Raw genomic sequence first — 23,193 nt, 5'->3', positions numbered from 1 at the left:
AAATGGACGAACCGATGACCCTAGTTGAAGATCGTTGCCGCCTTGTCCTGATCGTTCCGCAATCGGACGACGCGCAAAAGCAGGCGACAGAGGTGGAAGACGCATTGCGGGGCGGCGATGTCGCTTCCGTCATCATTCCGCAATATGGTCTGGATGACGCCGCTTTCCAGAAACGCGCCGAGCTGATCGTGCCGCTTGTCCAGAAGGCAGGTGCGGCAGCGCTCATCGCCGGTGACAGCCGCGTTGCCGGTCGCGTGAAGGCGGATGGCCTGCATGTGGTTGGCAATGGCGAGGCGCTTGCCGAGGCCGTGGAAAAATTCACGCCGAAGCTCATCGTCGGCGGCGGCAATGCGGATGACCGCCACAAGGCGCTGGAGCAGGGCGAGGCCAATCCGGATTATGTGTTTTTCGGAAAGCTCGAAGGCGACATCAAGCCGGAGGCCCACCCCAAAAACCTGGCGCTCGGCGAGTGGTGGGCCTCGATGATCGAAATCCCGGCGATCGTCATGGGTGGTACGGATATTTCCTCGGTGGTTGCCGTGGCCGAAACCGGTGTGGAGTTCGTGGCGATGCGCAGCGGTGTTTTCGATAACGCCAGTGGCGCCGCCCAGGCCGTTTCTGAAATCAACGCCCTGCTTGACGAAAAAGCGCCACGGTTTGACGGTTGATACAGGCGATGATCATGCGCTCGGTTCACCTCTGCCTTTCCGTTTCGCTGCTGGCGCTCGCTTTCGGCGCGCCGGCGGTTGTCGCTTTTGCCCAGTCCGGGCCACAGAGCGAAAGCAATGCGCTGTCCCGCCAGCTGGAAAATGAGGCTCAGCCTACCCGTCAGGGCAGGGTGCAATCCGAAGAGCAGAAAGACTTGCAGCCGTCGGCAGGCGTGAATGTCTATCAGCGCATGGGCGCGGAATTGCCGGCGCTGCCGCCTGAAAAGGAATTCAAGGGCCGGGTGGACGAAGCTTATGGGCATTTCCAGCGCGGCGAATATGTGCAGGCGCTCGACAAGGCGCTGAACCGCGCGCAGAACGGTGACGCAGCCGCCCAGACGCTGGTGGCGGAAATGATGTCGCGTGGTCTGGGCATCGCCCGTGACGAGAAGACGGCTGCTTTCTGGTACCAGCAGGCGGCTCAGGGTGGCGATCCCGTCGCCATGTTCAAATTCGCGCTGATCCTGATGGAAGGCAAATTCGTCACCCGCGACAAGGCGAAAGCTGACGATTTCATGCGCCGTGCGGCGGAAGCCGGCAACGCCTCTGCCCAGTTCAACTGGGGCCAGATACTGGTTTCGGAAAATCCCGGCGCCAAGGGCCTGCTGATGGCTTTGCCGTTCTATGAGAAATCCGCCGAACAGGGCATTGCCGATGCGCAATATGCGGTGTCGCAGATTTACTGGTCGCTCAAGGATGTGCCCGCCGAGAAGAAGGCTAAGGCGCGGGACTGGCTGACGCGGGCCGCGAAGGCTGGATACGATACGGCGCAGGTCGATCTCGGCATCTGGCTGGTCAATGGTTTCGGCGGTGAGCGCAATCTGGATGAGGGCTTCCGCTGGCTCTACGGTGCGGCACAGCGCGGCAATGTCGTGGCGCAGAACAAGGTGGCGCATCTTTACATTCAGGCGCTCGGCACCCGGCCCGATCCGGTCGAAGCGGCCAAATGGTATGTGCTTTCCCGCCGCGCCGGGCTGAAGGATCCGTCTCTCGAGGACTTTTATCTCGGCATCACCGACGAGCAGCAGAAGAAGGCGATTGAGGCCGCAAATCGTTTCCGCCCGACGTGATGGAAGGGGAGCCTTCCTGCGCCGGCATTGACCCATGGGCTTTTTGCCTTGAATTTCCGCGCGTTTTGTGGTCTTGAACCGCAAACTTTCAATTCAAGAAAATAATGACGTGCCTGCCCGGTGAGCTTCCGGGCGGTTCGCAAGCTTTCCAGGAAACAACATCGATGGCCCGTTCAGCCCTTCTCAATGTCATGGTTCAGGCCGCCATCAAGGCGGGTAAGTCTTTGTCGCGTGACTTCGGTGAAGTGCAGAACCTTCAGGTCTCGGTCAAGGGACCGAGCGATTTCGTCTCGCAGGCGGACCTGAAAGCCGAGAAGATCGTGCGCGACGAGCTGATGAAGGCCCGCCCGACCTACGACTTCCTTGGTGAAGAAGGCGGCGAGGAAAAGGGCACGGACGGCGCACATCGCTGGATCGTCGATCCGCTGGATGGCACCACCAACTTCCTGCACGGCATTCCGCATTTCGCGGTTTCCATCGCGCTCGAGCGTAACGGTGAAGTCGTCGCCGGCGTGATCTTCAATCCGGCCACCGACGAACTCTACACTGCCGAGCGCGGCGGCGGTGCGTTCCTCAACGATCGCCGCATCCGTGTCGCTGCGCGCAAGGCGCTGACCGATTGCGTCATCGGCTGCGGCGTGCCGCATCTCGGCCGTGGCAATCACGGCAAGTTCCTGGTCGAACTTCGCCACGTCATGGGTGAGGCAGCCGGCATCCGCCGCATGGGTGCGGCTTCGCTCGATCTCGCTTATGTCGCCGCTGGTCGTCTGGATGGTTTCTGGGAAGCCGATCTTTCGCCATGGGACATGGCGGCAGGCCTCGTGCTGATTCGTGAAGCCGGTGGTTTCGCCTCCGACATCAAGGGCGGCACGGATATCTTCGGCAGCAGCTCCGTCGCTGCCGGCAATGAATATATCCACAAGGCGCTCGTCGAGGTCGCCAACCGTCCCATTCCGGGCCGCTGATTGGTTTTCGGCGGAAAACCTGCCGTTTTCTGCAAGTTTTAGACGCCCGGCGAATATTCGCCGGGTGTTTTTGTTTTCCGTCGTCCGGTTCCAGGCTGTTTTCGTGAAACGCCTGTGACGAAAGACCGGCTTTTCGCTTCAAATCGTCGCAATTTTCAAATAGCTTCCGCTGGATAGCTGACCAGAGGGAATGCGAACGTTATGGCGGATTCGGAGCTGCTCGATCTTGGCGTCGAGAAACCGGTGACCACACGGCAATACAGCCACAAGCTGTCCAGCCCGACACCGTTTCTCTGGACGATGGTTCTGTTTCTGATCCTCGTGGGCTTTCTGGCGGCCATTCTTTACCGGCAGGCCCACACCGCTTTCATGACCAATCCGGGGCTCAACGGCTTCATTCTCGGTGTGCTGGCCATCGGCATCATTCTGGTGTTCACGCAGACGATGAGCCTGCGTTCCGAAGTTCGCTGGTTCAATGCCTTTCGTGCTGCCGGCAGCGTCGAAAAGGTCGGCCGTGCGCCCAAGCTGCTTGCGCCGATGAGCACGCTGATCGGCAAGCGTGGCGAAGTCCGGCTCTCTGCCGTTACGCAGCGGACGATCCTCGATTCCATCGCGACGCGCCTAGACGAGACACGTGACACATCGCGTTATCTTGTCGGCCTGCTGGTGTTTCTCGGCCTGCTCGGCACCTTCTGGGGCCTGATCGGCACCATTGGCGCCATCAGCAATGTCATCCAGTCGCTCGATCCGAGCGCCGGCGACAGCAACGATATTCTCGGCTCCCTCAAGGCCGGCCTGACTGCGCCGCTGGCGGGCATGGGAACGGCCTTTTCCTCGTCGCTGCTCGGTCTTTCGGGGTCGCTGATTCTCGGTTTCCTCGATCTTCAGGCCGGCCGCGCCCAGAACCGTTTCTATACACAGCTCGAAAACTGGCTTTCCTCGGTGACGGATACGACGGAAGGGCCGCGGGAGTTCAAGGGCGAACCCGGCGCCGTGGTCAGCACCGAGCGTTCGCTTGCGGCCATGACCAGCCTTGCCGAAGGCATTCAGGGCCTGGTCAAGAACATGCGCAGCGAACAGCAGATGTTGCGAGACTGGATCGAAGCGCAGCAGGAAGAATCGAAATCGCTCCGCCGCACGCTCGACCGGCTGTCGGCGCGGATCGACAGCGACACGAAATCTTCCGGACGCACCCGGCACGATAACGGGAGCGAGTAGCCATGGCGCTTGCGCGCAACCGCCGCCGCGACAGGGGTGTGGACTATTGGCCGGGTTTCGTCGATGCACTGTCGACGCTGCTCATGGCCATCATGTTTCTGCTCACGGTCTTCGTGCTGGCGCAATTCGTTCTGTCGCGGGAAATCACCGGCAAGGACGAGGTGCTGACACGCCTCAACAGCCAGATTGCCGAACTGACCGAACTTCTGGCCATGGAAAAAGGCAACAAGCAGGATATTGAGGACGCACTCGCGAGCCTGCAATCCACCCTTGCCGCATCCGAAAACGAGCGCTCGCGCCTGCAGTCGCTTCTTGATGCGGGATCTGGCAACAACGCAAGCGCCAATGCCCGGATCGGTAGCCTGACCGGCGAACTGGACGACCAGAAACAGGCCAATTCCCGTGCCTCCGCGCAGATCGAATTGCTCAACCAGCAGATTGCGGCGCTGAGAGCGCAGATCGCCTCGGTCGAAGCCGCGCTTCAGGCATCGGAGGCCAAGGATGCTTCTTCTCAGGTCAAGATCGCCGATCTCGGCCGCCGCCTCAATGTCGCGCTGGCGCAGCGGGTGCAGGAACTGAACCGCTATCGGTCCGATTTCTTCGGGCGGCTGCGCGAAATCCTGTCGGACCGCGAAAACATCCGCATCGTCGGTGACCGGTTCGTCTTCCAGTCCGAAGTGCTCTTCCCCTCCGGCGGCAATGAACTCAACCCGGAAGGACAGGCGGAGATGGAGAAGCTGGCTGTCGCGCTGCTCGATCTTGCCAAGGAAATCCCGGCTGAGATCAACTGGGTGCTGCGCGTGGATGGTCATACGGATAATGTCCAGCTTTCCGGTTCCGGGCGTTACCGGGACAATTGGGAACTCTCCTCGGCCCGCGCCACTTCGGTGGTGAAATTCCTGATCTCTAAGGGCGTGCCGGCAAACCGGCTGGTCGCCGCCGGTTTCGGCGAATATCAGCCGATTGCCGAAGGCGATACGCCGGAAGCACGGCAGCAGAACCGCCGTATCGAACTCAAGCTTACCGAGCGTTGAAATTGCGGACCGCGTCATCGCGGTTGCCTTCTGATGAAAGTAAATTTACGTTCGCGTAAAAGTAATTCCGTCATATCTGGGAGGGGCTGATGGAAGGCTATGATGTGATCGTTGTCGGCGCGGGGCTTGCCGGGCTGGTGGCGGCAACCGAGGCGGCTGAGCGGGGTTTCAGCGTCTGCGTCGTGGATCAGGAGGGTGAGCAGAACCTTGGCGGGCAGGCCTTCTGGTCGCTGGGCGGTCTGTTTTTCGTCGATAGTCCCGAACAGCGCCGGATGCGGGTGCGAGACAGTCTCGATCTTGCAAGACAGGACTGGTTCGGTTCGGCCGGTTTCGACCGTCCGGAGGATTATTGGCCGCGCCGCTGGGCGGAGGCCTATCTCGATTTTGCTGCCGGTGAGAAACGCGAATGGTTGCACCGCATGGGCATGCGCTGGTTTCCCGTTGTCGGCTGGGCCGAGCGCGGTGGCAGCCTTGCCCACGGCCACGGCAATTCCGTTCCGCGTTTCCATGTAACCTGGGGCACGGGTCCGGGCGTACTTGCGCCTTTCGTAAAAAAGGCGAAGGCGATGGCGGCAACAGGCCGGCTGACCTTTCGCTTTCGCCACCGGGTTGATCGTCTGGAGATCGCCGACGGTCGGGTGACCGGCGTTTCGGGTGCGATTCTAGCGTCCGACCCGGTGCAACGTGGGCAGGAGAGCAGCCGGGAAACGCAGGGCGATTTTACCTTCGCCGCTGCGGCGGTTATCGTCAGCTCCGGCGGTATCGGCGGCAATCAGGAACTGGTGCGGCGCAACTGGCCGGTGGAACGGCTGGGCGAGCCTCCTGCCAGCATGGTCTGCGGTGTTCCCGCGCATGTGGATGGCCGCATGATCGCCATTACGGAAACCGCCGGCGGAGCCGTCATCAACCGTGACCGCATGTGGCATTATACCGAGGGTGTGAAGAACCACGATCCGATCTGGCCGGGTCACGGTATCCGCATCCTGCCCGGCCCCTCGTCCTTCTGGTGCGATGCGGATGGAAACCGCCTCGCCGCCCCCGCAATGCCGGGTTTCGATACGCTCGGTACGCTAAAAATGCTTGGCGAACGCGGCAGCGGCCATAGCTGGTTCATTCTGACCAAGGCGATCATCAAAAAGGAATTTGCGCTTTCAGGCTCGGAGCAGAATCCGGATCTGACCGGCAAGGATATAAGGCTGCTGCTCAAAAGACTGGGCAAGGAACCACCGGGACCGGTGCGTGCCTTCATGGAGCGCGGCGAAGATTTCGCCGTTCGGGATACGCTCGAAGAACTCGTGACGGCGATGAATGCCATCAGCGGCGACGACCGGCTGCATATAGACCATATCCGCCGGCAGATAGAGGCGCGCGACCGCGAAATCGAAAACGGTTTCAGCAAGGATGCGCAGGTAACGGCCATCCACGGCGCGCGCCGTTATCTCGGCGACCGGCTGATGCGGACGGCAAAACCGCACCGGCTGCTCGATCCTGCAATGGGACCGTTGATTGCCGTGCGCCTGCATGTGCTGACGCGCAAGACGCTTGGCGGCCTTCACACCGATCTTGAAGCGCGGGTGCTGGATGCTGCCGGTGCGCCGGTGCCGGGCCTTTATGCCGCCGGAGAAGTGGCGGGTTTCGGTGGCGGCGGCATGCATGGCTATAATGCGCTGGAGGGCACGTTCCTTGGCGGCTGCCTGTTTTCCGGCCGCGTTGCGGGGCGCAAAGTACTGGCGTGATCTAGGCCTGGGCGCGCAATTCGTCTGGCCCGGTCTGGAATTGCAGCCGGGCAAGCCGCGCATAAAGACCATTCTGGCGAATGAGGCTCTGATGCGTGCCTTCTTCGATGATGCGGCCTTCATCCATCACCAGAATACGGTCGGCCTTCAGCACGGTGGCGAGGCGGTGAGCGATGACGATGGTGGTGCGGGTTTTCATCAGCTCATCGAGCGCCTTCTGCACCAGCGTTTCGCTTTCCGCATCCAGCGCCGAGGTGGCTTCGTCCAGCAGCAGGATTGGCGCATCGCGCAGGATGGCGCGGGCAATGGCGATGCGCTGGCGCTGGCCGCCGGAAAGCGTCACGCCGCGTTCACCCACCTGCGTATCATATCCGTCGGTGAGACGTTCGATGAAGCTGTCGGCCTGTGCGGCGATGGCGGCGATGCGCACCTCCTCGCGTGTCGCGTCAGGTCGGCCAAAGGCGATATTGTCGTGGATGGAGGAGGCGAATATCGCCACATCCTGCGGAACGATGGACAGGCGCGCGCGCAGATCGGCAAGGGTGACGTCGCGAATATCCGTGCCATCGACGGTGATGCGGCCCTGCTGCGGATCGTAAAAGCGCATCAGCAGCGAAAAGACCGTGCTCTTGCCGGCACCGGAAGGTCCGACGATGGCGACGGTTTCGCCGGTGCTGACCTTGAAGGAGAGGCCGGAAACGATCGGCCGTCCTGTCGCGAGCGGATAGACAAAATCGACATTCTCGAATTCCGTCTCGCCGCGCGGCGGCTGCGGCATGGCGACGGGCGATGTGGGTTCCGCGACGGGTGAGTGCTCGTTCAGCAGTTCGGAAAGCCGTTCGGCCGCACCGCCCGCCTGCGCCAGTTCACCCCAGACTTCCGAGAGCTGACCGAGACCGCTTGCCGCGATGACCGAATAAAGCACGAACTGGCCGAGCGTACCGGCCGTCATAGTGCCCGACAGCACGCTTTGCGCGCCATACCAGAGAATGCCGACGACGCTGCCGAAGACCAGCGCGATGGCGACGGCGGTGAGGATGGAGCGGGCGCCGATGGCGGCGCGTGCGCCCTGATAGGCGGCTTCCACGGAGACGCCATAACGGGTATTTGCCAATTGCTCGGCATTAAAGGATTGCACGGTGCGGCTCGCCGCAATCGTCTCGGAAGCATAGGCGGCGGAATTGGCCAATGTGTCCTGCGTGGTGCGGGAGCGGGCGCGAACCGAGCGCCCGAAGGCGATCAGCGGAAAAACGATGAAGGGAATGGCAAGCAGCGCAAGGCCGGAAAGGCCGGGGCTGGTATAGATCATCATCGCCACCGCGCCGCAGCACATGATGATATTGCGCAGCGCTACCGAGGCGGACGAGCCGAAAGCCGAGCGAATCTGCACGGTATCGGCGGTCAGCCGCGAGGTGAGTTCGCCCGATCGATTGCTATCGAAAAACTGCTGCGACAGGGTGGTGAGGTGGGCAAAGACATCGCGGCGCAGATCGGCGACGACCCTTTCACCGATGGTCATGACGTAATAATAACGCATGGCGCTGGCGAGCGCGAGGACAACGGCAATCGCCAGAAGCATGGCGAAATAGCTGTTGATCATGCCGCCATCCGGCGTCTGGAAACCGTGATCGATAATGCGGCGAACGGCAAGCGGCAGGGCGAGTGTCGTGGCGGAAGAAAGCACGAGAGCGAAAAGGGCGGCCGCCATCAGGCCGCGGTAACGCCGTAGATAGGGAAACAGGCCAAGAAGCGGCTTCAGGCTTCTTTGTTTCGCCGCTTTCTGCTCGTCAATGTCTGCCACGTCCTCTATGCTCCTCAATCCCTGCCGTTTTGGGCCTTTTGCGGGTGAATTTCCGGTGTGCGGCAAAATTCCCGCCCCCTTTGGCCATCTCCTTTCACAAGGGGATAGCAGGCTCTTGTTATCTGGGCGACCTTCATGTATAGGCTCCGCATCGAATTGGGAAGCCATAGCCCATCTGGTCTATGGCTTCATTTATTGAAATGGCTCAGTTGACGCAATTGCGGCAAATGGACCGCACGTCACTTAACCAGGAAGATTGTCATGAAGGCTGATATCCATCCCGATTATCACACGATCAAGGTGGTCATGACCGATGGCACCGAATACGAAACCCGCTCCACCTGGGGTTCGGAAGGCGCCGTCATGAACCTTGAAATCGACCCCAAGTCCCATCCGGCATGGACGGGCGGCAACCAGCAGCTTATGGACCGCGGTGGTCGCGTTTCCAAGTTCAACAAGCGTTTCGGCGGCCTCGGCCTCTGATCCTCTTGCGGACGGATCGTTTAAAAAAAAAGCCCGGTTTTGCCGGGCTTTTTTGTTGCGTTTCTCCGCCTTGATCAGTTGCAGGCAGCAGCTCTTGCAGCCTCATTGCGAATATACGCCGGTGAGGAATCATCAGAGCAACGGTCGATACGGTCGCTTGCGTCCAAAAGTGGCTTCAAACAAATATAAGCAGCAATGAGCAATGCCCATCCAGACGCCACTGCAATATACATTAAAAAACGCATATTTTCCTCTTCGGAAGATTTCAGCGCTATACTGAAACACAAATTATTAAGACAATGCAGAATTAAAGGTCGTTAATGTTGATGACCGTTTGTCGCTTTAAACGAGGGCAATATTTCGGCGTCTCGCTGTTCTATTGTTAGAAACAAAAAAGCAGGCCGGTGAGCCTGCTTTTCAAATTGTCCGGATAAGGTCGTCTTTTCTCAGTTGATCGAGAAAGCCGTGCGCAGAAGGTTGAGCTGCGCCTGCACGCTATTTTCATTGTCCGGCACCTTGGCGGCTTCGGACGGACGATAGATTTCGCGGTCGAGCAGGGCGATGCGGTTCTGGAGACGCAGCGAGCGCTCGATAAGATCGCGGAAGGATTCCGGCAGGTCGTTCCAGCCGGGCGCGTTGCGGTCGACGTTGAAGCTGTCGAGTCGCACCTTGTTCTTTTCGTTCAGAACCTGATCGCGGGTCATTTCGCCGTTGTTGACGGCGCGCTGCAGAAGCAGCCAGGAGGCCATCTGCATCAGGCGGGTGGTGAGGCGCATCGATTCCGCCGCATAAAGCACCGACGCCATACGCGGCAGCACCTTGGAGGCGGCGCGGCCGGCGCCGTCGAGATAACTTGCCGTTTCCTCAACCAAGGTCATGCCTTCGGTATAGAGGGTCTTGAACTGGTTGGAAGCAGCCGCGCGACCCGCAAAGCTTATGGTATTTAAAACCTGTTCCGACATTTTCTTTAAATCCCTGCTCACGCACCACACTGTCAGGCAACGACGACCCGGATATTTTGTTCCGGCCTTTAGTGTTTTCAGGATGGTATCTTTACCTGAAATGCGCAAGGCAATTATTAAAGAAGGGTTAATACCCACAGTTTTACGGAAACCGGCCAGCGGCAAAAAAAGAGCCGCGAAAGCGGCTCTCAAGGTAAAACAGGGAGAAAAATCAGACCAATTCGCCGTATGGAGAAGATGCCTGAGGTCCAGAAGAACTGGACATGTATAGTAATCTCTCAGAAAGCTTAATTTTTGGTTAATGGTAAACGAAAGACTGCCCCGCAATATTCATTTTCGGGCGCTGGCTGAGCCGTAGCTTTCAGAAGCGGAAGTGCAGTCGTGTACCTATTCTGCAGTGCGCATCAGGATCGGAAGAGATTTTCCGCCGCCTGCCTTCCGGCGGATTTCCGTGTCCTCTCCTCTTCGAGTCGGGTGATTTCGGCCTGCAGAAGATCGATACGGCTGCTCAGCTCGTCCACGGAAAGAAGGCTGAGATCGCCTCCGATCTCATGCGCTGCCGGTTTTTGCGGACGGTCATCGTCAAAGAGGCTCATATGCCTGCTCCTTTTTCCACATAGTCGCCATCGTCGCCTGGATATTGCGGCGCGCGCGGGTCAAGCGCAATACTTTCCGGCGTGACAAGCGGTGAGGGTGTCGTCGGCATCATCGTCGAGAAATTGTCTTTTTCCTCGGTTGAAAGTGCTGCGCGCCGGCGGCTTCTGATGATGGCATAGGCGGTGATGAGCAGATGCGCCACAGCCGTCACCAGAAACAGCGCATAGGGGCCGAAATGGGTCATGATCGCGCCGCCGAGCGTCGGGCCGATGATGGTGCCGATGCCGTAAAGCAGCAGCAGACCACCGGAAACCTTGACGAAGTCTTCCGACGCGGCGAAGTCGTTGGCATGTGCCACGGCGATGGGATAGAGCGCGTTGGCGGCGGCGCCATAAATGGCGATCATCGAAATCAGCACATAGACATCATGCGGCTGGACCACCGCGACAGCCAGGCCCGCGACCGCGCCAAGCCCGGCCAGCCCGGCCAGCACATAGCGGCGGTCTATCCGGTCTGAAAGCCGGCCTGCGGGAAATTGCGCCAGCGCACCGACGAAAATCGTGACGGACACCATGATGGCGATCATGGTCGGGTCCAGCCCTGCCCGCGCACCGAAGACGGCGCCGAGCGTACCATAAGCGCCGTTGGCAATGCCGATCATCAAAATGCCGATGAAGGAAACCGGTGAGTTGCGGTAAAGGGCCGGCAGATCCAGCTTCACCTTCTGCAACGGTTGTGGGCTCGCCGCCTTCGAAAGCGTCGCCGGCAAAATCGCGATGCAATAGATGATGCCGCAGATCATGAACAGCGAGGTATTGCTGATATCCCCCATCGGCACGATCATCTGCCCCGCCACGACGCCGAGCAGTGTGATGGCGATATAGAGCGAGAAGATCATGCCACGACTTTCATTGGTGGCGCGCTCATTCAGCCAGCTTTCGATGATCATCGAGGTTCCGGCCGTGCAGAAACCGGTAAGCGCGCGCAGCGCGATCCATGAGGTGTCGTCGATGATGAGGCCGGTCATCAGCACCGTCAGGCACACCAGCGCCACGAAGGACCCGAATGCCCGCACATGGCCAGCGCGGCGCACGATGGCAGGCGCGACAAAGCAACCGACGACGAATCCCGCCGCCCAGGAGGTGCCCAGAAAGCCAAGAATTTCATTGGAGTAACCTTCCGCCGAACCACGCACCGGCAGCACGAGGCCCTGAAGGCCGTTGCCGAGAAAAAGAAACAGAGTGCTGGATAAAAGAGCGAATACGGGTAGAAGATTTCTGCTCATGAAAACACTCTCATGCGTTCGGACGGACGGTCGGACAGGTCATAGGACGGGCGTTACCCGAATGAGTTGCACTCTTCTGGTGAACGGTAAAAATGTCCAGCCTGTGACGATGCAGAAATAAAGAAAAGGCTCAATAAATGACGAAGGCGATCGGCCTTTTTTTACTGCTGGCCATGGTGGTCCAGATCATCCGGCCGCTCGGTCTGCCGGGCCTGAAAAAAAGAGGCGATTGCTGGAAGATCGCGGTTGCCGCCTTTGTCATCTGGTCGGTGACGCTGCTTCTGCGCCCGTAACGAAAAAGCCGCCCGTCGGAATGGTTTCAAGGGCTGGCAAAGTGCGAAAATCTCTCCACCGTACCATTCCTGTCCCCGGTCAGGCCCATTCAGCCAGATGGAGGCTCGGCATCGGGCACAACTGACAATGTGTGCTTGAGGCATTTAAGTGCGAAACAGGAGCGGGAATGGCGCACACCCTCGATCTTGTAAAGCTTGCGGCGCAGAAACTGCTCGTAGCCCGCGGTTCCCGCCACCGCCACCTTGATGAGATAATCATATTCGCCGGTCGTCAGATAGGCTTCCAGCACTTCGGGAAGAGCGGCCATGGCCTTACCGAAACGTTCCAGAACCTCATCGTCGTGACGCTCCAGCATGACCTCGATGATCACCGTCTCGGTCAGTCCCAGGTGGGCCTGATCGAGAATGGCGGTATAACCGCGAATGACCCCTTCGTCTTCCAGCCGCTTGACGCGCTGCCAGCAAGGGCTGGGCGACAGCCCCACCTTTTCCGATAGTTCCGTATTGCTCAGCCTGCCGTTCTCCAGCAGGGCCCGCAATATTTTGCGGTCAATTCTGTCCAGCGGCTTCGTCATGTCGGTCCCCCTGAAATATATCGCAAAAAAATCTGCCGTCCGTGGGGCCGCTCGCGAAAGAAGTGTTTTCCGAAGGGCACTTTGGCGGCGCCTTTCGAAAGCACCTTTGGCTGGTCTTTGAGTACCGTACTGCAAGGTACAGGCAGCAGGGAGGAGCAGGCATGGCACCAACACAGCAACAGCATTTTCCAAGGCCGAGAACGCTGATACACCCCGGTATTTCTTCGCCGGTGCGTATCAATAGCCTGCGCTCGCCGTCTGCGCGCCATATGCGGCTGTTCATCGCGCCTGGCTGTAGCCTCTACGATGGAATAGTGCGGTCTTTGGCCGAAAACGGCATCGAAAATGCTTCTTTGACCATTCTCGGCGGTTATTTCGACATCCTGTCCTATTGCGTGGCTCCACCCGATCCTTCCGGCAGGGCGGTCATCGCCTATACGAAACCCATCGATGCCGGGGCGGCCTGGCTGGTTTTCGGCAACGCCACGCTGGGGCGGAGCATGAAGGGCGAGCCGATCGTGCATTGCCATGCCGCCATGCGGACTGCGGCGGGTGTGGTCAAAGGCGGCCATTTGCTGACGGAATCCTGTATCGTCGGAGAAGGCGGCATTTCCGCACTTGTGACCTCGCTCGACAGTTTCGTGCTGCAGCAGTCCTTCGATCCCGAAACCAATATTCCCCTTCTTCAACCCAGGAACCGCACGGAGCGCGCCGATGAACACGCATAACATTGTCGAATCCGGCTCCATGGGTCGCGTGGCCTATGCCCGCATCGCACCCAATGAAGACCTCGTGCTCGGCGTCGAGAAATTGTGCCTGGCTGAAGGTTTCCGCAACGCCTTCGTGCGCGGCGCGCTGGGCAGTCTGGTGGATGCGTGCCTCGGCACCCGCAGCGGCGCGTTTTTGCAGATAAGCGGTCCTGCCGTTGAAATCGTTTCGATTGCCGGTGAGGTGCGCGCCCAGCCGGATGGCTCCCTGCGCGCCGCGTTGACCGGCGTTGTCGCCGATACAGATGGCGCGGTTTACGGCGGTCCCTTCATCGCCGGCGCCAACCCCGTGTGCATGACCTTCGAGGTGACGCTGGAAGAATGGTTGCCTGCGGAAAAGCCGCAGGCGGCGTGAGGTACGGTAAGGCGGGCGGTGGAGTTGCACGGCGCAACTCATGCGGCCGCCCCCTGTCTTTCGGTCAGAAGCAGTTCGAAAGTGACGCAGACCGGGTTCTTGCCGCGCACCAGCCGCCCGCCGCTGATCCGCGTGGTAAGATCGACCATCGCAATATCCAGCATTGCCCGTTCGCCACCCGTGGCGAAGGGGTGGATGCGGCCATTGCGGATGAGGATTTCGCTGGCATAGGCGGTGAGACTTGTTCCGTCTTCATAATCCGCGCCGATCAGGCTGCCGATACCATTGACCTCGGCCTCCTTCAGGTTGAACTGTCTGCAGGCGGCTTCAAGCGCCGTGCAGATATCGGTATTGGGCCGCACGGTGCACAACAGCGCCCGGAGCCCTGCATCCTTCCGGTTGCGCGGTTGCGCGATGGGCGTGAAGAGGGGGAAATTGGTTTCCTCATCCTTCTGCACGTCCAGAATTGCGCCATCCAGCGCCAGCGCCTCGAGCGGCGTTTCTTCGGCAAATTCGGACTCTAAAGGCAGCAGGTGGCCCATGGAGAGAACGCCTTCGGCACTTTTCCACGAACCATGGCAGTGCAGGAACGGCTGACCGTCGCGTCGCCCCATATGCAGGCCGGCATCGATGATTGTACCTCCCGGCATGGAGAATGTTTCGCTATACCAGGCGGCATGGGCGTCATCGGGTGCGGCTGCGGGCATCACATAGTGCAACCGCTTCATCGGCACATTTTTCAGTCTGACATAACCGCCATCGAAACCCTGTTCGACAAAGGCTTCTGCAATCGCCTGGTTGACGCAGACACCGGGTCTGGCATTCAGCGTGACCGGATGGGCGTGGCAGCCGACGACGCGGAAGCGTTCGGGTGTTGCCGGCCCCGGATGGACGATGCTGCGCGGAAGCCCCTTCGGGGGCAGTATCTTCATACTGCAAGCCCTGCGGTAATGAAGCCACCGTCTACGGCCAGCACCTGTCCGTTGATGTAGCTCGCATCGTCCGACACAAGGAAAGCCACGGCAGAGGCGATCTCGTCCGTCCTGCCATAGCGGTGCATGGGAACGCGGCTGTGCCATTGGCTGCGAACATTCTCCGTATGAACCGCCTGGGTGAGGGGGGTATCGACGGGGCCGGGCGCAATCGCATTGACGCGAATCCCAGATTGCCCCAGCTCGTTTGCCATAACCATCGTCAGAAGATTGACGCCGCCTTTTGAAGCGCCATAGGCGCTGCGACCACGATTGCCGCACATGCCGGAGACCGAGCTGATATTGACGATCGAACCGGAAATTGCGCGGTCCAGCCAGTAACGCGCAGCGGTGCGGGCCACGGCGAAGCTGCCGACGAGATTAACGTCAACGATGCGACGGAATTCTTCCACGCTGGTATCGACGGAAAGCTTGTCGATGCCGATGCCGGCGCTGTTGACGACGGCCACCAGATCAACGGCATGATCGGCGCCGCCTGCCGTCAAGGCGGCGAAAGCCTCTTCTATCGACGCCTCATCCGCCACGTTGCAGACGATGCCGCGCGAAGCATCGATCCCGAGTTTTTCGCAGGCCGCATCCAGCGCCTCACGTTTGAGGTCCAAAAGCCATGGCTGCCAGCCGCGCGCCATCAACAGCTGCGCCGTGGAAAAGCCGATACCCGATGCGCCGCCGGTGATGGCGACAGCGCCTTTCATCTCTCTCGTCTGCTGTGTCATACCGTCTCCTCCCGGTTATGCGTTACGGCCTTCAGCCGGTCAGTTTTTCCTCGAAAACCGGCATCTGGCCGCGCTTTTCCAGCTCCTCGCGGATCATCTTCTTGGTGATCTTGCCATAGGCGGATTTCGGCATGGCATCCCAGAACACAACGGCTTTCGGCAGCTTGTAACGGGCCATCTTGCCGTCGAGATAGGCTTTCAGGTCGATGCCGGCGATATCCGCGCCCTCCCGCGCCACGCAGACGGCGACGCCGACCTCGCCCCACACCGCGTCCGGCACGCCCAGAACCGCTGTCTCGCTAATATCCGGGTGCATGAGGATTTTCTCCTCGATCTCACGCGGATAGATGTTCGAGCCGCCGGAAATATACATGTCGGAGGCGCGGCCGGTGATGTAGACGAAACCGTTCTCGTCGCGGTGGCCAAGATCGCCGGTGCGGAACCAGCCGTTGCGGAAGGCTTTGGCATTGGCATCGGGATTATCGTAATAACCCGCGAAAACAGCAGGGCCGATCACGCAGATTTCGCCGGTTTCACCGGCCTGAAGCTCCTCGCCCGCATCGTTCTGGATTTGCACTTCCATGCCGGTGCGATCGAAGCCGCAGGTGCCGACCCGCGCCTCCGGGCCGTCCTCGGCGGCGTGGAAGGAAGGCGGCAGCACGGTGATGTTGCCGGTCACTTCGCCCAGGCCGAAATATTGCACGAGCACCGGGCCGAGCTTGGCGAGCGCCCGTTTCTGATCGGCGCGATACATGGGCGCACCGGCATAGATGACGTAGCGCAGCGAGGAATGATCGAAACGATCCACGGAAGGGTCTTCGATCAGCATTTTCAGAATAGTTGGCACGGTAAAGGCATTGGTGACGCGCCATTTCTCGATCAGCGCCCACACCGCGGGCACATCGAGTTTTTCCGTAGCCGGAAGCACCGTTTTTGCCCCATGCGCCACCTGCACCAGCTGGTGAATGCCCGCGCCATGCGAAAGCGGCGCAACGACGATGGAAGCGTCGCCCGGTCCGGTGCCGGGCATCAGATCGCAAAGATGGTTGGTGATGACGAAGGCCATCTGCCCATGGGTCAGCACCGCAGCCTTGGGCCGACCCGTCGTGCCGGAGGTGAAGAAGAACCAGCAGGGATCGTCCCGATCCACCGCCTGGCTTTTGACTTTCTGGCCCAGATGACGGGCCACGATGGTATCGTAGTCCTCGCCGAATTCGGCCGTGCCAATGGCGATGGTGAAATCGATCGCGGTCGCCTCCCGGCTGGCCCTTGCATGCTCGGGAAAAGCGCTGGCGCAGATCATGCCGCGTGCGCCGCTGGCTTTCGCCAGATAGGCCACCTCATCGGGCGACTGGCGATAATTGGTCGGCACCCACACTGCGCCCACGCGGAAGCAGGCGAACATGGATTCGAACATCTGGTTGTTGTTGGAAGACTGCACCAGAATGCGGTCACCTTTCCTGACGCCGAATTCCGTTACCAGCGCCTGCGCCATGGCATCGACGCGGGCGTCCATTTCAGCCCATGTCCAGCTCTTGTCACCCCATACGAAACCGATGTCGGCGGGGTTGCGGCGCGCTGCCTGGGTCAGGAAATGCGAGAGATTCATGACCCGCGTGGTCGAAGGCGCAACCCCGCCTGGAGGATGTATCGTCATTTCACGCGCTCCATGATCGAGACATAGTTGGCAACCGCAGTTCCCCCCATGTTGAAAATACCGGCAAGCGAGGCGTCGGGGATCTGCATGTCGCCCGCTTCACCCATCAATTGCATCGCCGCCATGACATGCATGGAGACCCCGGTTGCTCCAACCGGATGTCCCTTGGATTTCAGCCCGCCGGAGGGGTTGATCGGCAGGCGCCCGGTTTTCAGAGCCGTGCCTTCGCGCACCACCCGGTGGCCTTCACCGGGCTTCGCCAATCCCATGGCCTCATATTCGATGAGTTCGGCAATGGTGAAGCAATCATGGGTTTCGACGAAGGAGAGGTCGTCGAGCGTCGCCCCGGCGAGTTCCAGCGAACCTGCCCAGGCGCGGCGCGCGCCCTCGAAGGCCAGCGGATCGCGGCGGCTGAGCGCCAGAATGTCATTGACATGCTTGCGGCCCCTGAAACCGATGGCCCGGTTGAGTGTCGCTGCGGTTTCCTCATCGGCCAGAATGATGGCGGCAGCGCCATCGGAAATCAGCGAGCAATCGGTGCGGCGCAGCGGGCCTGCGACGTAAGGGTTCTTCTCCGATACCGTGTTGCAGAAATCGAAGCCGAAATCCTTGCGCATATGGGCATAGGGATTGACCGCGCCATTGGCGTGGTTCTTGGCGGCGATCATCGCCAGTTCTTCCGAGCGATCGCCATAGCGCTGGAAATAGGCTTCAGCGATACGCCCGAACTGGCCGGCAAAGCCGCCGGAAATATCGGCTTCCTCAGCGCGGTAGCAGGCGGATAGCAGGATTTCACCCACCTCGGCGGTTGGCAGCGCCGTCATTTTTTCGGCGCCGACAACGAGCGCGATGCGTCCACGCCCGGCCTCGATGAAATCCATGGCGCTGTAAAGGGCGGCCGATCCCGTCGAGCAGGCATTCTCGAAACGCACTGCGGGCGTATAGGCGAGGCGCTCATCGCCCATGGCCACCAGCGCGCCCTGGAAATCCTGTTTCGAGAAACCGTTATTCATCACGCCGACGAAAATGCCGTCTATATCGCCAACCTCGACGCCGGCATGATCGATGGCCGGCGCCACGACCGAAGCCATCAGTTGTTCGGTATTTTCAAGGGCCGATTTGCCGAAAGGCGAATGCGCCCAGCCGACGATCTGCGCTTTGCTCATTTGCTCGTTCTCCTTGTTTGCCGTTTCGCGTCGCCTTCGCCGCGCGTGCGGGCGCGGCTGGCCATCATTTCCGCAATGCGTGTCTCGATGCGGGTCACTTCCTCGCGCAGCACCGCCGCCAGTTCCGGCTGGCGCTCCGGCCGCATGCGGCTGTCGACGGCGGCAATGCTCAACGCCCCCGCCACCGCGCCATCCGGTGTTCGGATGGCAACGCCGATACCCCAGGAATTCGAGAGGATCAGACCCGGATTGAGCGAATAACCATTGGTTCTCGTCAATTCGACATCGCGGCGCAGCCCGTCCAACGTGATGCCGGGATAGTTCGCGGCAATCAGCCCGCTATTGGCGGCAATGACGCTTTCCACCTCGGCATCGGGCAGCGCCGCCAGCATGGCGAGCGATCCCGCGCCAATGCCCAGCGGGTGCTCGAAACCGGCCTGAAGCGCATGGGTGCGCACCGGCCAGGTGCCTTCTTCGCGATAGAGGCACAATGCAAATGTATCGCGACGCACGGAAAGGAAGCTCGAATCCTCGGTGCGGCGGGAAATGCGCGTCAGACTGTCCTGGGCCATCTGCAGCAAGCCGAAACGGCGCGATGACAGGCTGCCCAGCACATAGGCTTCCTCGCCCAGATAATAACGGCGCGTTTCCTCATCCTGCTCCACCAGGCCTGCGCGGATCAGCGCCAGCAGCAGGCGGCGGGCCGTGGGCTTGTTCAGCCCGCTTTCGGTGACGATGACCGAAAGCGCCACACCGCGTTCGGCATGACGCCCCACCATCGATAGAAGCCCCAGCGCCCGGTCTACCGCGCGCGCGCCTGTCAGGTCGTTTTCCGTCGGGATCATCGTGGCCATATCAGGAAAACGCTCCCACCGCACAGCTTTGCCCGCCATCGACCGGCAGGCAGATGCCGGTGATGAACTTGGCTTCATCGGATGCCAGAAAGACTGCCGCATGGGCGATATCGAAGGCATCGCCCATGCGGCCGACCGGGACCGCGGCATTGCGCGCTGCCACCATATCCTCGACGGAGGCATATTGATTGCTGATCTGCTTGTAGATCAGCGGCGTGTCGATCATTCCGGGCAGAACGCAATTGGCGCGAATGCCCTGGCGGGCATATTGCATGGCCAGCGCCACGGTTGCCTGGTTTACGGCGGCTTTCATGGCGTAATAGGCGAAATAGGGATAGCCGGTCCAGCGAATGGAGGCGAGCGATGAGATGTTGACGATGGCCCCGCCGCCCTGCGCCAGCATCACCGGCAGCACCGCCTTGGCGGTGCGATAAACGGAGCCGATATTGAGGTCGACCGAGGCTCGAAAACGTTCCTCGTCCAGCTCGACCGGGCCGCCCATATGGGTCACGCCGACATTGTTGTGCAGGATATCGATGCCGCCGAAGACCTCGCAGGTTCGCGCAACCGTGGCAGATACGGAATCGAGTTCCGTGACATCGGCAGCAACCGCAATCGCCTCGAAACCTTCGCCTCGAATGATCTGCGCGGTTTCCTCTGCCGCGTCAGCGGAGAGGTCGACACAGGCCACGCGTGCGCCTTCGCGGGCGAATTGCACGGCCGCAGCCTTGCCATTGCCGAAACCCGGACCAGATGATCCTGCGCCAAAAACAATGGCGCGTTTTCCCGTCAGGCGACCTGTCAAAACAGTCTCCATTACAATCGTCAGAAATAGTCGGGTCGGCCCCGCCTGATGCGGGGCCAGTTATTCAGCGGACCGATCAGGTCAGGCTGGCGCCAACGGCCTTTTCGAGAATGGCCCAGGCTTCATCGCCATATTTGCCCTTCCATTCGGAATAGAAACCGGCTTCCTTGAGGGTTGCACGGAAGAGTGAGGCGTCGGTGTCGTTGAAGGTCATGCCCTTGGCAATCAGGTCTTCCTTCACCGAGGCATTGAGTTTCGCCACATCGGCCCGCTCGTCCTTGCCGGCCTGATTGAGGTTTTTGGCAACGATGGCGCGCAGGTCATCCGGCAGGCGCTCCCAGGCGCGCTTGTTCGCGAGGAACCAGAAGCCGTCCCACATATGGTTGGTGACCGAGCAGAATTTCTGCACTTCGAACAGCTTGGCGGTGGAAATGATCGCCAGCGGGTTTTCCTGGCCATCGACAACGCCGGTCTGCAAGGCGGTGTAGACTTCAGCGAAATTGATCGAGGCAGGGGCCGACTTGAAGGCCTTGAACATCGAGGTCCAGAGCGGGCTTACCGGCACGCGGATCTTGAAGCTTTCGAGATCGGCCGGCGTGGCGATGGGCTTGGACGCGCTGGTGATCTGGCGGAAGCCGTTATCCCAGATGGTGTCCATGGCAACGAGGTTCTGCTTGGCGATTTCGCCGCGTACATATTTGCCGAGATCGCCATCCATGGCCGCCCAAACCGAATCGTAGTTCGGGAAGGCGAAGCCGATGCCGCTGATGGATGCATTCGGCACCAGCGTCGACAGGATCAGTGGCGAAAGCGTAAAGAATTCAACGCCGCCAGAGCGTACCTGGCTCAACACATCGGTATCGGCACCCAACTGGCTGCTGGGGAAGATGTTGATATTCACCTGGCCGTCGGTTTCCTTGGCGATACGGTCAGCCGCTTCCTTGGCGCGGATGTTCATGGGGTGCGCGGCAGGCAGGTTGTTGGCATATTTATAATTGAATTGCGCAGCGCGTGCGCGCGACACAAAAGCGGTGGCAAGAACGGCAGAGCCGGCGCCGGCCAACACGGTACGTCTGTTGATATTCATTGCTTTCTCCTCCCAAAATAAAAGCATGTGTCATTCATCGGCGTGGCGGGTGGACCCGCCACGGTCTCAGAGCAGAATTGTCGAGAAGCCCGGAATTGCCGCAATCAGCAGCAGACCGATGACCATGGCTGCGAGATAGGGCCAGATGGCGCCCATGGCCTCATCAGGCGAAACATTGCCTATCTTGCAGGCGATATAGAAACCGATGCCGATGGGCGGCGCCATCAGGCCGATATTCATGGCGACCACCACCACCATCGAATAATGGATGTCGTTGATGCCAAGCGTGCGGGCAATGGGGAACATGATCGGTGCAAGCAATACGATTGCCGGCAGGCCTTCCAGCACGCAGCCGAGGATCATGAAAATCAGGATCGACACGACCATATAGGTCATCCAGCCGCCCGGCAGATCGGTGATCATCGCGGTCAGCTGGAAGGCAAAGCCGCTCTGTGTCAGCCCCCAGGCCATGGCCGAGGCGCAGCCGAGGATCAGCAGGATCGCCCCGGAAAGGGCTGCCGTCTCCACCAGCATGGAATAAAGCTTTTTGAGGCTGATACCGCCATAAAGCACCGCACCGATAATCATCGCATAGAGCACGGCAATGGTGGAAACCTCGGTTGCCGTCGCCACGCCGCCGCCGACGAGGCTGCGGATGAGGAAGGGCAGAACCAGCGCCGGTGCGGCAACCAGGGCCGCCTTGCCGACCAGAGGCCATGGGGTGCGTTTTGCGCCTTCCATGTTTTCATGCCGCGCCTTCCAGCGGGCCAGAACGGCCAGTACCAGAAGCAGCACCATGGCGATCATGAAGCCGGAAGTGAACAGGCCGGCAATCGACACGCCCGCCGCCGAACCGAGAACGATCAACACGATGGAGGGCGGAACCGTATCGGCCATGGCGGCGCCGGTGGCGAGCAGCGCAATCATTTCCTTGGGCTTGTGGCCACGGCGCTTCATTTCCGGAAACAACGCCGGTGCAACCGTCGCCATATCCGAAACCTTGGAGCCGGAAATGCCCGAGACCAGAAACAGCGAGCCGAGCAGCACATAGGACATGCCGGCGCGAATATGGCCGAACATCGAGGATAGCAGTTCGACAATCGCCTTGCCCATGCCGGTGGCATCGAGCACACAGCCCAGCAGCACGAAAACCGGAACCGACAGCAGAATGATGCCCGACATGCCCTCGTCAATGCGCCCGATCATCACGATGGTCGGAACCCAGGTGGTAAAGGTCAGGTAGGCGAGGGTTCCAAGGCCGAAACAGAAGGCGATCGGTACGCCCAGCACCAGAAACACCGCCACGAACAGGCCGAGGAAGATCGCCAGATTGAAATTGCCGAAAGTTTCGAGCGTCGGCGATGCCAGATAGAGCAGGCCGGAGGCGAGCGCGACGGTGACAACGGCTGCGATGATGTCCCGCAGATTTTCTCTGCGGAAGAGGTTGTTGAGGACCAGCAGCAGCATTAGACAGGCGCCAACCGGCAAGGCCGCGGCGCGGAAGGACATTGGAATATTCAGCGCCGCCGAGGTGACGACCCATTCCTCAATGGCATATTCTATCGCCGGCTTGATAATCGCCGCAAGAAATGTCGCCACCAACACCAAAGCGAGTGAATTGACATAACCCAGAATGCGCTGCGGAAACATGTTGAGAAACAGCGTCAGGCGCAGGTGCTCGCTACGATCGATGGCAATTGCCGCACCCAGCATGGCAAACCACAGGAAGCTCAACGACGCCGTTTCATCGATCCAGACGATTGGCAAATGCAGGGCATAGCGCGATGTCACGCCCAGCAGAAGCAGGCCGATCATCACCGCCAGCAGCACCGCCGCCACGGCCTCGATGGGTCGCATGAACCACGAGCCTGTTACCGGCCCGGTATGCAAAAGCTCTCCATCGAGTACAAATACGTCGTCATTCGCGTTTGCGGTCATGGTCATCGGGGCCTCCTCTCCCACAGAACAACCTTCGCAACGGACTGCGGCAGACAAAGAGAGTTATCCGCGCCGAGGCCAATATCATGACCGACGCATCAGGATATATCTGTCATTGCCAGACCGGCCA

Annotated in this window: 23 protein-coding genes; 10 read left to right on the top strand and 13 right to left on the bottom strand. The window is 60.2% G+C overall.

The genetic code is table 11. The features are described 5' to 3' along the window. Positions 1-14 precede the first annotated feature (14 nt). The 6 genes from CFBP4996_RS18665 (at position 15) to CFBP4996_RS18640 (ending at position 6,730) form a co-directional block, all read left to right on the top strand. Positions 15-668, top strand: a complete 654-nt coding sequence (locus tag CFBP4996_RS18665) for a thiamine phosphate synthase (protein WP_080854861.1) — start codon at positions 15-17, stop codon at positions 666-668. Between the two features lie 8 nt (positions 669-676). Further along, the gene (locus CFBP4996_RS18660; protein WP_162936066.1) at positions 677-1,777 is read left to right on the top strand and encodes a tetratricopeptide repeat protein; all 1,101 of its coding nucleotides are present in this window, start codon (positions 677-679) and stop codon (positions 1,775-1,777) included. Positions 1,778-1,941: 164 nt separating this feature from the next. Then, positions 1,942-2,742: an inositol monophosphatase family protein gene (locus CFBP4996_RS18655; RefSeq protein ID WP_035262908.1), complete on the top strand. Its 801-nt coding sequence runs from the start codon at positions 1,942-1,944 to the stop codon at positions 2,740-2,742. A 201-nt stretch (positions 2,743-2,943) separates the two neighbouring features. Beyond that, complete coding sequence (locus CFBP4996_RS18650) at positions 2,944-3,960, top strand: hypothetical protein (protein WP_003520359.1); 1,017 nt, start codon at positions 2,944-2,946, stop codon at positions 3,958-3,960. A gap of 2 nt (positions 3,961-3,962) precedes the next feature. Further along, positions 3,963-4,994 carry a peptidoglycan -binding protein gene (locus CFBP4996_RS18645; RefSeq protein WP_035262896.1) on the top strand — a complete coding sequence of 344 codons (1,032 nt, stop codon included), beginning with the start codon at positions 3,963-3,965 and terminating at the stop codon, positions 4,992-4,994. 89 nt (positions 4,995-5,083) lie between these two features. Continuing rightward, a complete protein-coding gene (locus tag CFBP4996_RS18640; protein WP_080854248.1) occupies positions 5,084-6,730 on the top strand; it encodes an FAD-binding dehydrogenase in 1,647 nt (548 codons plus the stop codon). A 1-nt stretch (position 6,731) separates the two neighbouring features. On the opposite strand, the gene CFBP4996_RS18635 is transcribed toward CFBP4996_RS18640, so the two are convergent. Beyond that, positions 6,732-8,531 (bottom strand): ABC transporter transmembrane domain-containing protein, encoded by a 1,800-nt coding sequence (locus CFBP4996_RS18635; RefSeq protein WP_080854249.1) that lies wholly within the window; start codon positions 8,529-8,531, stop codon positions 6,732-6,734. Positions 8,532-8,792: 261 nt separating this feature from the next. Here CFBP4996_RS18635 and rpmE point away from each other — a divergent pair, with 261 nt between their 5' ends. Then, complete coding sequence (rpmE, locus tag CFBP4996_RS18630; protein ID WP_003497640.1) at positions 8,793-9,014, top strand: 50S ribosomal protein L31; 222 nt, start codon at positions 8,793-8,795, stop codon at positions 9,012-9,014. A 446-nt stretch (positions 9,015-9,460) separates the two neighbouring features. Here the strand turns inward: rpmE and rcdA are convergent, their stop codons facing one another. The 3 genes from rcdA to CFBP4996_RS18615 form a co-directional block, all read right to left on the bottom strand. Further along, positions 9,461-9,976: a protease adaptor protein RcdA gene (rcdA, locus tag CFBP4996_RS18625; protein WP_035262902.1), complete on the bottom strand. Its 516-nt coding sequence runs from the start codon at positions 9,974-9,976 to the stop codon at positions 9,461-9,463. A gap of 404 nt (positions 9,977-10,380) precedes the next feature. Then, positions 10,381-10,572 carry a DUF1192 domain-containing protein gene (locus CFBP4996_RS18620; RefSeq protein WP_003506186.1) on the bottom strand — a complete coding sequence of 64 codons (192 nt, stop codon included), beginning with the start codon at positions 10,570-10,572 and terminating at the stop codon, positions 10,381-10,383. Beyond that, entirely contained in the window at positions 10,569-11,858 is a 1,290-nt protein-coding gene (locus tag CFBP4996_RS18615; protein WP_035262904.1) for an MFS transporter, read from the bottom strand. Before CFBP4996_RS18615 ends, CFBP4996_RS18620 begins: the two co-directional genes overlap by 4 nt. 137 nt (positions 11,859-11,995) lie before the next feature. Here CFBP4996_RS18615 and CFBP4996_RS18610 point away from each other — a divergent pair, with 137 nt between their 5' ends. After that, positions 11,996-12,151: a hypothetical protein gene (locus CFBP4996_RS18610; protein ID WP_003520354.1), complete on the top strand. Its 156-nt coding sequence runs from the start codon at positions 11,996-11,998 to the stop codon at positions 12,149-12,151. A gap of 89 nt (positions 12,152-12,240) precedes the next feature. Here CFBP4996_RS18610 and CFBP4996_RS18605 read toward each other — a convergent pair whose 3' ends face one another. Continuing rightward, on the bottom strand, positions 12,241-12,726 hold the full coding sequence (locus CFBP4996_RS18605; RefSeq protein ID WP_059755818.1) for an Lrp/AsnC family transcriptional regulator: 486 nt from the start codon (positions 12,724-12,726) through the stop codon (positions 12,241-12,243). 161 nt (positions 12,727-12,887) lie between these two features. Here CFBP4996_RS18605 and CFBP4996_RS18600 point away from each other — a divergent pair, with 161 nt between their 5' ends. After that, a complete protein-coding gene (locus CFBP4996_RS18600; protein ID WP_059755816.1) occupies positions 12,888-13,454 on the top strand; it encodes a PCC domain-containing protein in 567 nt (188 codons plus the stop codon). Continuing rightward, entirely contained in the window at positions 13,441-13,848 is a 408-nt protein-coding gene (locus tag CFBP4996_RS18595; protein WP_162936067.1) for a PPC domain-containing DNA-binding protein, read from the top strand. Before CFBP4996_RS18600 ends, CFBP4996_RS18595 begins: the two co-directional genes overlap by 14 nt. A 38-nt stretch (positions 13,849-13,886) precedes the next feature. Here the strand turns inward: CFBP4996_RS18595 and CFBP4996_RS18590 are convergent, their stop codons facing one another. The 8 genes from CFBP4996_RS18590 to CFBP4996_RS18555 form a co-directional block, all read right to left on the bottom strand. Further along, complete coding sequence (locus CFBP4996_RS18590) at positions 13,887-14,780, bottom strand: PCC domain-containing protein (RefSeq protein ID WP_080854250.1); 894 nt, start codon at positions 14,778-14,780, stop codon at positions 13,887-13,889. After that, positions 14,777-15,556: an SDR family NAD(P)-dependent oxidoreductase gene (locus CFBP4996_RS18585; RefSeq protein ID WP_080854251.1), complete on the bottom strand. Its 780-nt coding sequence runs from the start codon at positions 15,554-15,556 to the stop codon at positions 14,777-14,779. The genes CFBP4996_RS18590 and CFBP4996_RS18585 overlap by 4 nt, the downstream gene beginning before the upstream one ends. Before the next feature lie 31 nt (positions 15,557-15,587). Next, on the bottom strand, positions 15,588-17,213 hold the full coding sequence (locus tag CFBP4996_RS18580; protein ID WP_080854252.1) for an acyl-CoA synthetase: 1,626 nt from the start codon (positions 17,211-17,213) through the stop codon (positions 15,588-15,590). After that, positions 17,210-18,379: an acetyl-CoA acetyltransferase gene (locus CFBP4996_RS18575; protein ID WP_080854253.1), complete on the bottom strand. Its 1,170-nt coding sequence runs from the start codon at positions 18,377-18,379 to the stop codon at positions 17,210-17,212. The genes CFBP4996_RS18580 and CFBP4996_RS18575 overlap by 4 nt, the downstream gene beginning before the upstream one ends. Beyond that, on the bottom strand, positions 18,376-19,233 hold the full coding sequence (locus tag CFBP4996_RS18570; protein ID WP_020812231.1) for an IclR family transcriptional regulator: 858 nt from the start codon (positions 19,231-19,233) through the stop codon (positions 18,376-18,378). Before CFBP4996_RS18570 ends, CFBP4996_RS18575 begins: the two co-directional genes overlap by 4 nt. Position 19,234: 1 nt before the next feature. Then, positions 19,235-20,038, bottom strand: a complete 804-nt coding sequence (locus CFBP4996_RS18565) for an SDR family NAD(P)-dependent oxidoreductase (protein ID WP_162936068.1) — start codon at positions 20,036-20,038, stop codon at positions 19,235-19,237. Between the two features lie 76 nt (positions 20,039-20,114). Then, positions 20,115-21,125 carry a TRAP transporter substrate-binding protein gene (locus tag CFBP4996_RS18560; protein WP_003520342.1) on the bottom strand — a complete coding sequence of 337 codons (1,011 nt, stop codon included), beginning with the start codon at positions 21,123-21,125 and terminating at the stop codon, positions 20,115-20,117. A 66-nt stretch (positions 21,126-21,191) separates the two neighbouring features. After that, the gene (locus CFBP4996_RS18555; RefSeq protein WP_080854255.1) at positions 21,192-23,069 is read right to left on the bottom strand and encodes a TRAP transporter large permease; all 1,878 of its coding nucleotides are present in this window, start codon (positions 23,067-23,069) and stop codon (positions 21,192-21,194) included. Positions 23,070-23,193: the final 124 nt, after the last annotated feature.

This window comes from Agrobacterium leguminum (assembly GCF_005144435.2).
Taxonomy (GTDB): domain Bacteria; phylum Pseudomonadota; class Alphaproteobacteria; order Rhizobiales; family Rhizobiaceae; genus Agrobacterium; species Agrobacterium leguminum.
This window is presented reverse-complemented; position numbering and strand designations above follow the sequence as displayed.

Excerpts from the sequence above, each read along its gene's own strand:
- CFBP4996_RS18665 (WP_080854861.1), top strand. The coding sequence starts at position 15 with ATGACCCTAGTTGAAGATCGTTGCCGCCTTGTCCTGATCGTTCCGCAA.
- CFBP4996_RS18660 (WP_162936066.1), top strand. The coding sequence starts at position 677 with ATGATCATGCGCTCGGTTCACCTCTGCCTTTCCGTTTCGCTGCTGGCG.
- CFBP4996_RS18655 (WP_035262908.1), top strand. The coding sequence starts at position 1,942 with ATGGCCCGTTCAGCCCTTCTCAATGTCATGGTTCAGGCCGCCATCAAG.
- CFBP4996_RS18650 (WP_003520359.1), top strand. The coding sequence starts at position 2,944 with ATGGCGGATTCGGAGCTGCTCGATCTTGGCGTCGAGAAACCGGTGACC.
- CFBP4996_RS18645 (WP_035262896.1), top strand. The coding sequence starts at position 3,963 with ATGGCGCTTGCGCGCAACCGCCGCCGCGACAGGGGTGTGGACTATTGG.
- CFBP4996_RS18640 (WP_080854248.1), top strand. The coding sequence starts at position 5,084 with ATGGAAGGCTATGATGTGATCGTTGTCGGCGCGGGGCTTGCCGGGCTG.
- rpmE (WP_003497640.1), top strand. The coding sequence starts at position 8,793 with ATGAAGGCTGATATCCATCCCGATTATCACACGATCAAGGTGGTCATG.
- rcdA (WP_035262902.1), bottom strand. The coding sequence starts at position 9,976 with ATGTCGGAACAGGTTTTAAATACCATAAGCTTTGCGGGTCGCGCGGCT.
- CFBP4996_RS18620 (WP_003506186.1), bottom strand. The coding sequence starts at position 10,572 with ATGAGCCTCTTTGACGATGACCGTCCGCAAAAACCGGCAGCGCATGAG.
- CFBP4996_RS18615 (WP_035262904.1), bottom strand. The coding sequence starts at position 11,858 with ATGAGCAGAAATCTTCTACCCGTATTCGCTCTTTTATCCAGCACTCTG.
- CFBP4996_RS18610 (WP_003520354.1), top strand. The coding sequence starts at position 11,996 with ATGACGAAGGCGATCGGCCTTTTTTTACTGCTGGCCATGGTGGTCCAG.
- CFBP4996_RS18605 (WP_059755818.1), bottom strand. The coding sequence starts at position 12,726 with ATGACGAAGCCGCTGGACAGAATTGACCGCAAAATATTGCGGGCCCTG.
- CFBP4996_RS18600 (WP_059755816.1), top strand. The coding sequence starts at position 12,888 with ATGGCACCAACACAGCAACAGCATTTTCCAAGGCCGAGAACGCTGATA.
- CFBP4996_RS18595 (WP_162936067.1), top strand. The coding sequence starts at position 13,441 with ATGAACACGCATAACATTGTCGAATCCGGCTCCATGGGTCGCGTGGCC.
- CFBP4996_RS18590 (WP_080854250.1), bottom strand. The coding sequence starts at position 14,780 with ATGAAGATACTGCCCCCGAAGGGGCTTCCGCGCAGCATCGTCCATCCG.
- CFBP4996_RS18585 (WP_080854251.1), bottom strand. The coding sequence starts at position 15,556 with ATGACACAGCAGACGAGAGAGATGAAAGGCGCTGTCGCCATCACCGGC.
- CFBP4996_RS18580 (WP_080854252.1), bottom strand. The coding sequence starts at position 17,213 with ATGACGATACATCCTCCAGGCGGGGTTGCGCCTTCGACCACGCGGGTC.
- CFBP4996_RS18575 (WP_080854253.1), bottom strand. The coding sequence starts at position 18,379 with ATGAGCAAAGCGCAGATCGTCGGCTGGGCGCATTCGCCTTTCGGCAAA.
- CFBP4996_RS18570 (WP_020812231.1), bottom strand. The coding sequence starts at position 19,233 with ATGGCCACGATGATCCCGACGGAAAACGACCTGACAGGCGCGCGCGCG.
- CFBP4996_RS18560 (WP_003520342.1), bottom strand. The coding sequence starts at position 21,125 with ATGAATATCAACAGACGTACCGTGTTGGCCGGCGCCGGCTCTGCCGTT.
- CFBP4996_RS18555 (WP_080854255.1), bottom strand. The coding sequence starts at position 23,069 with ATGACCATGACCGCAAACGCGAATGACGACGTATTTGTACTCGATGGA.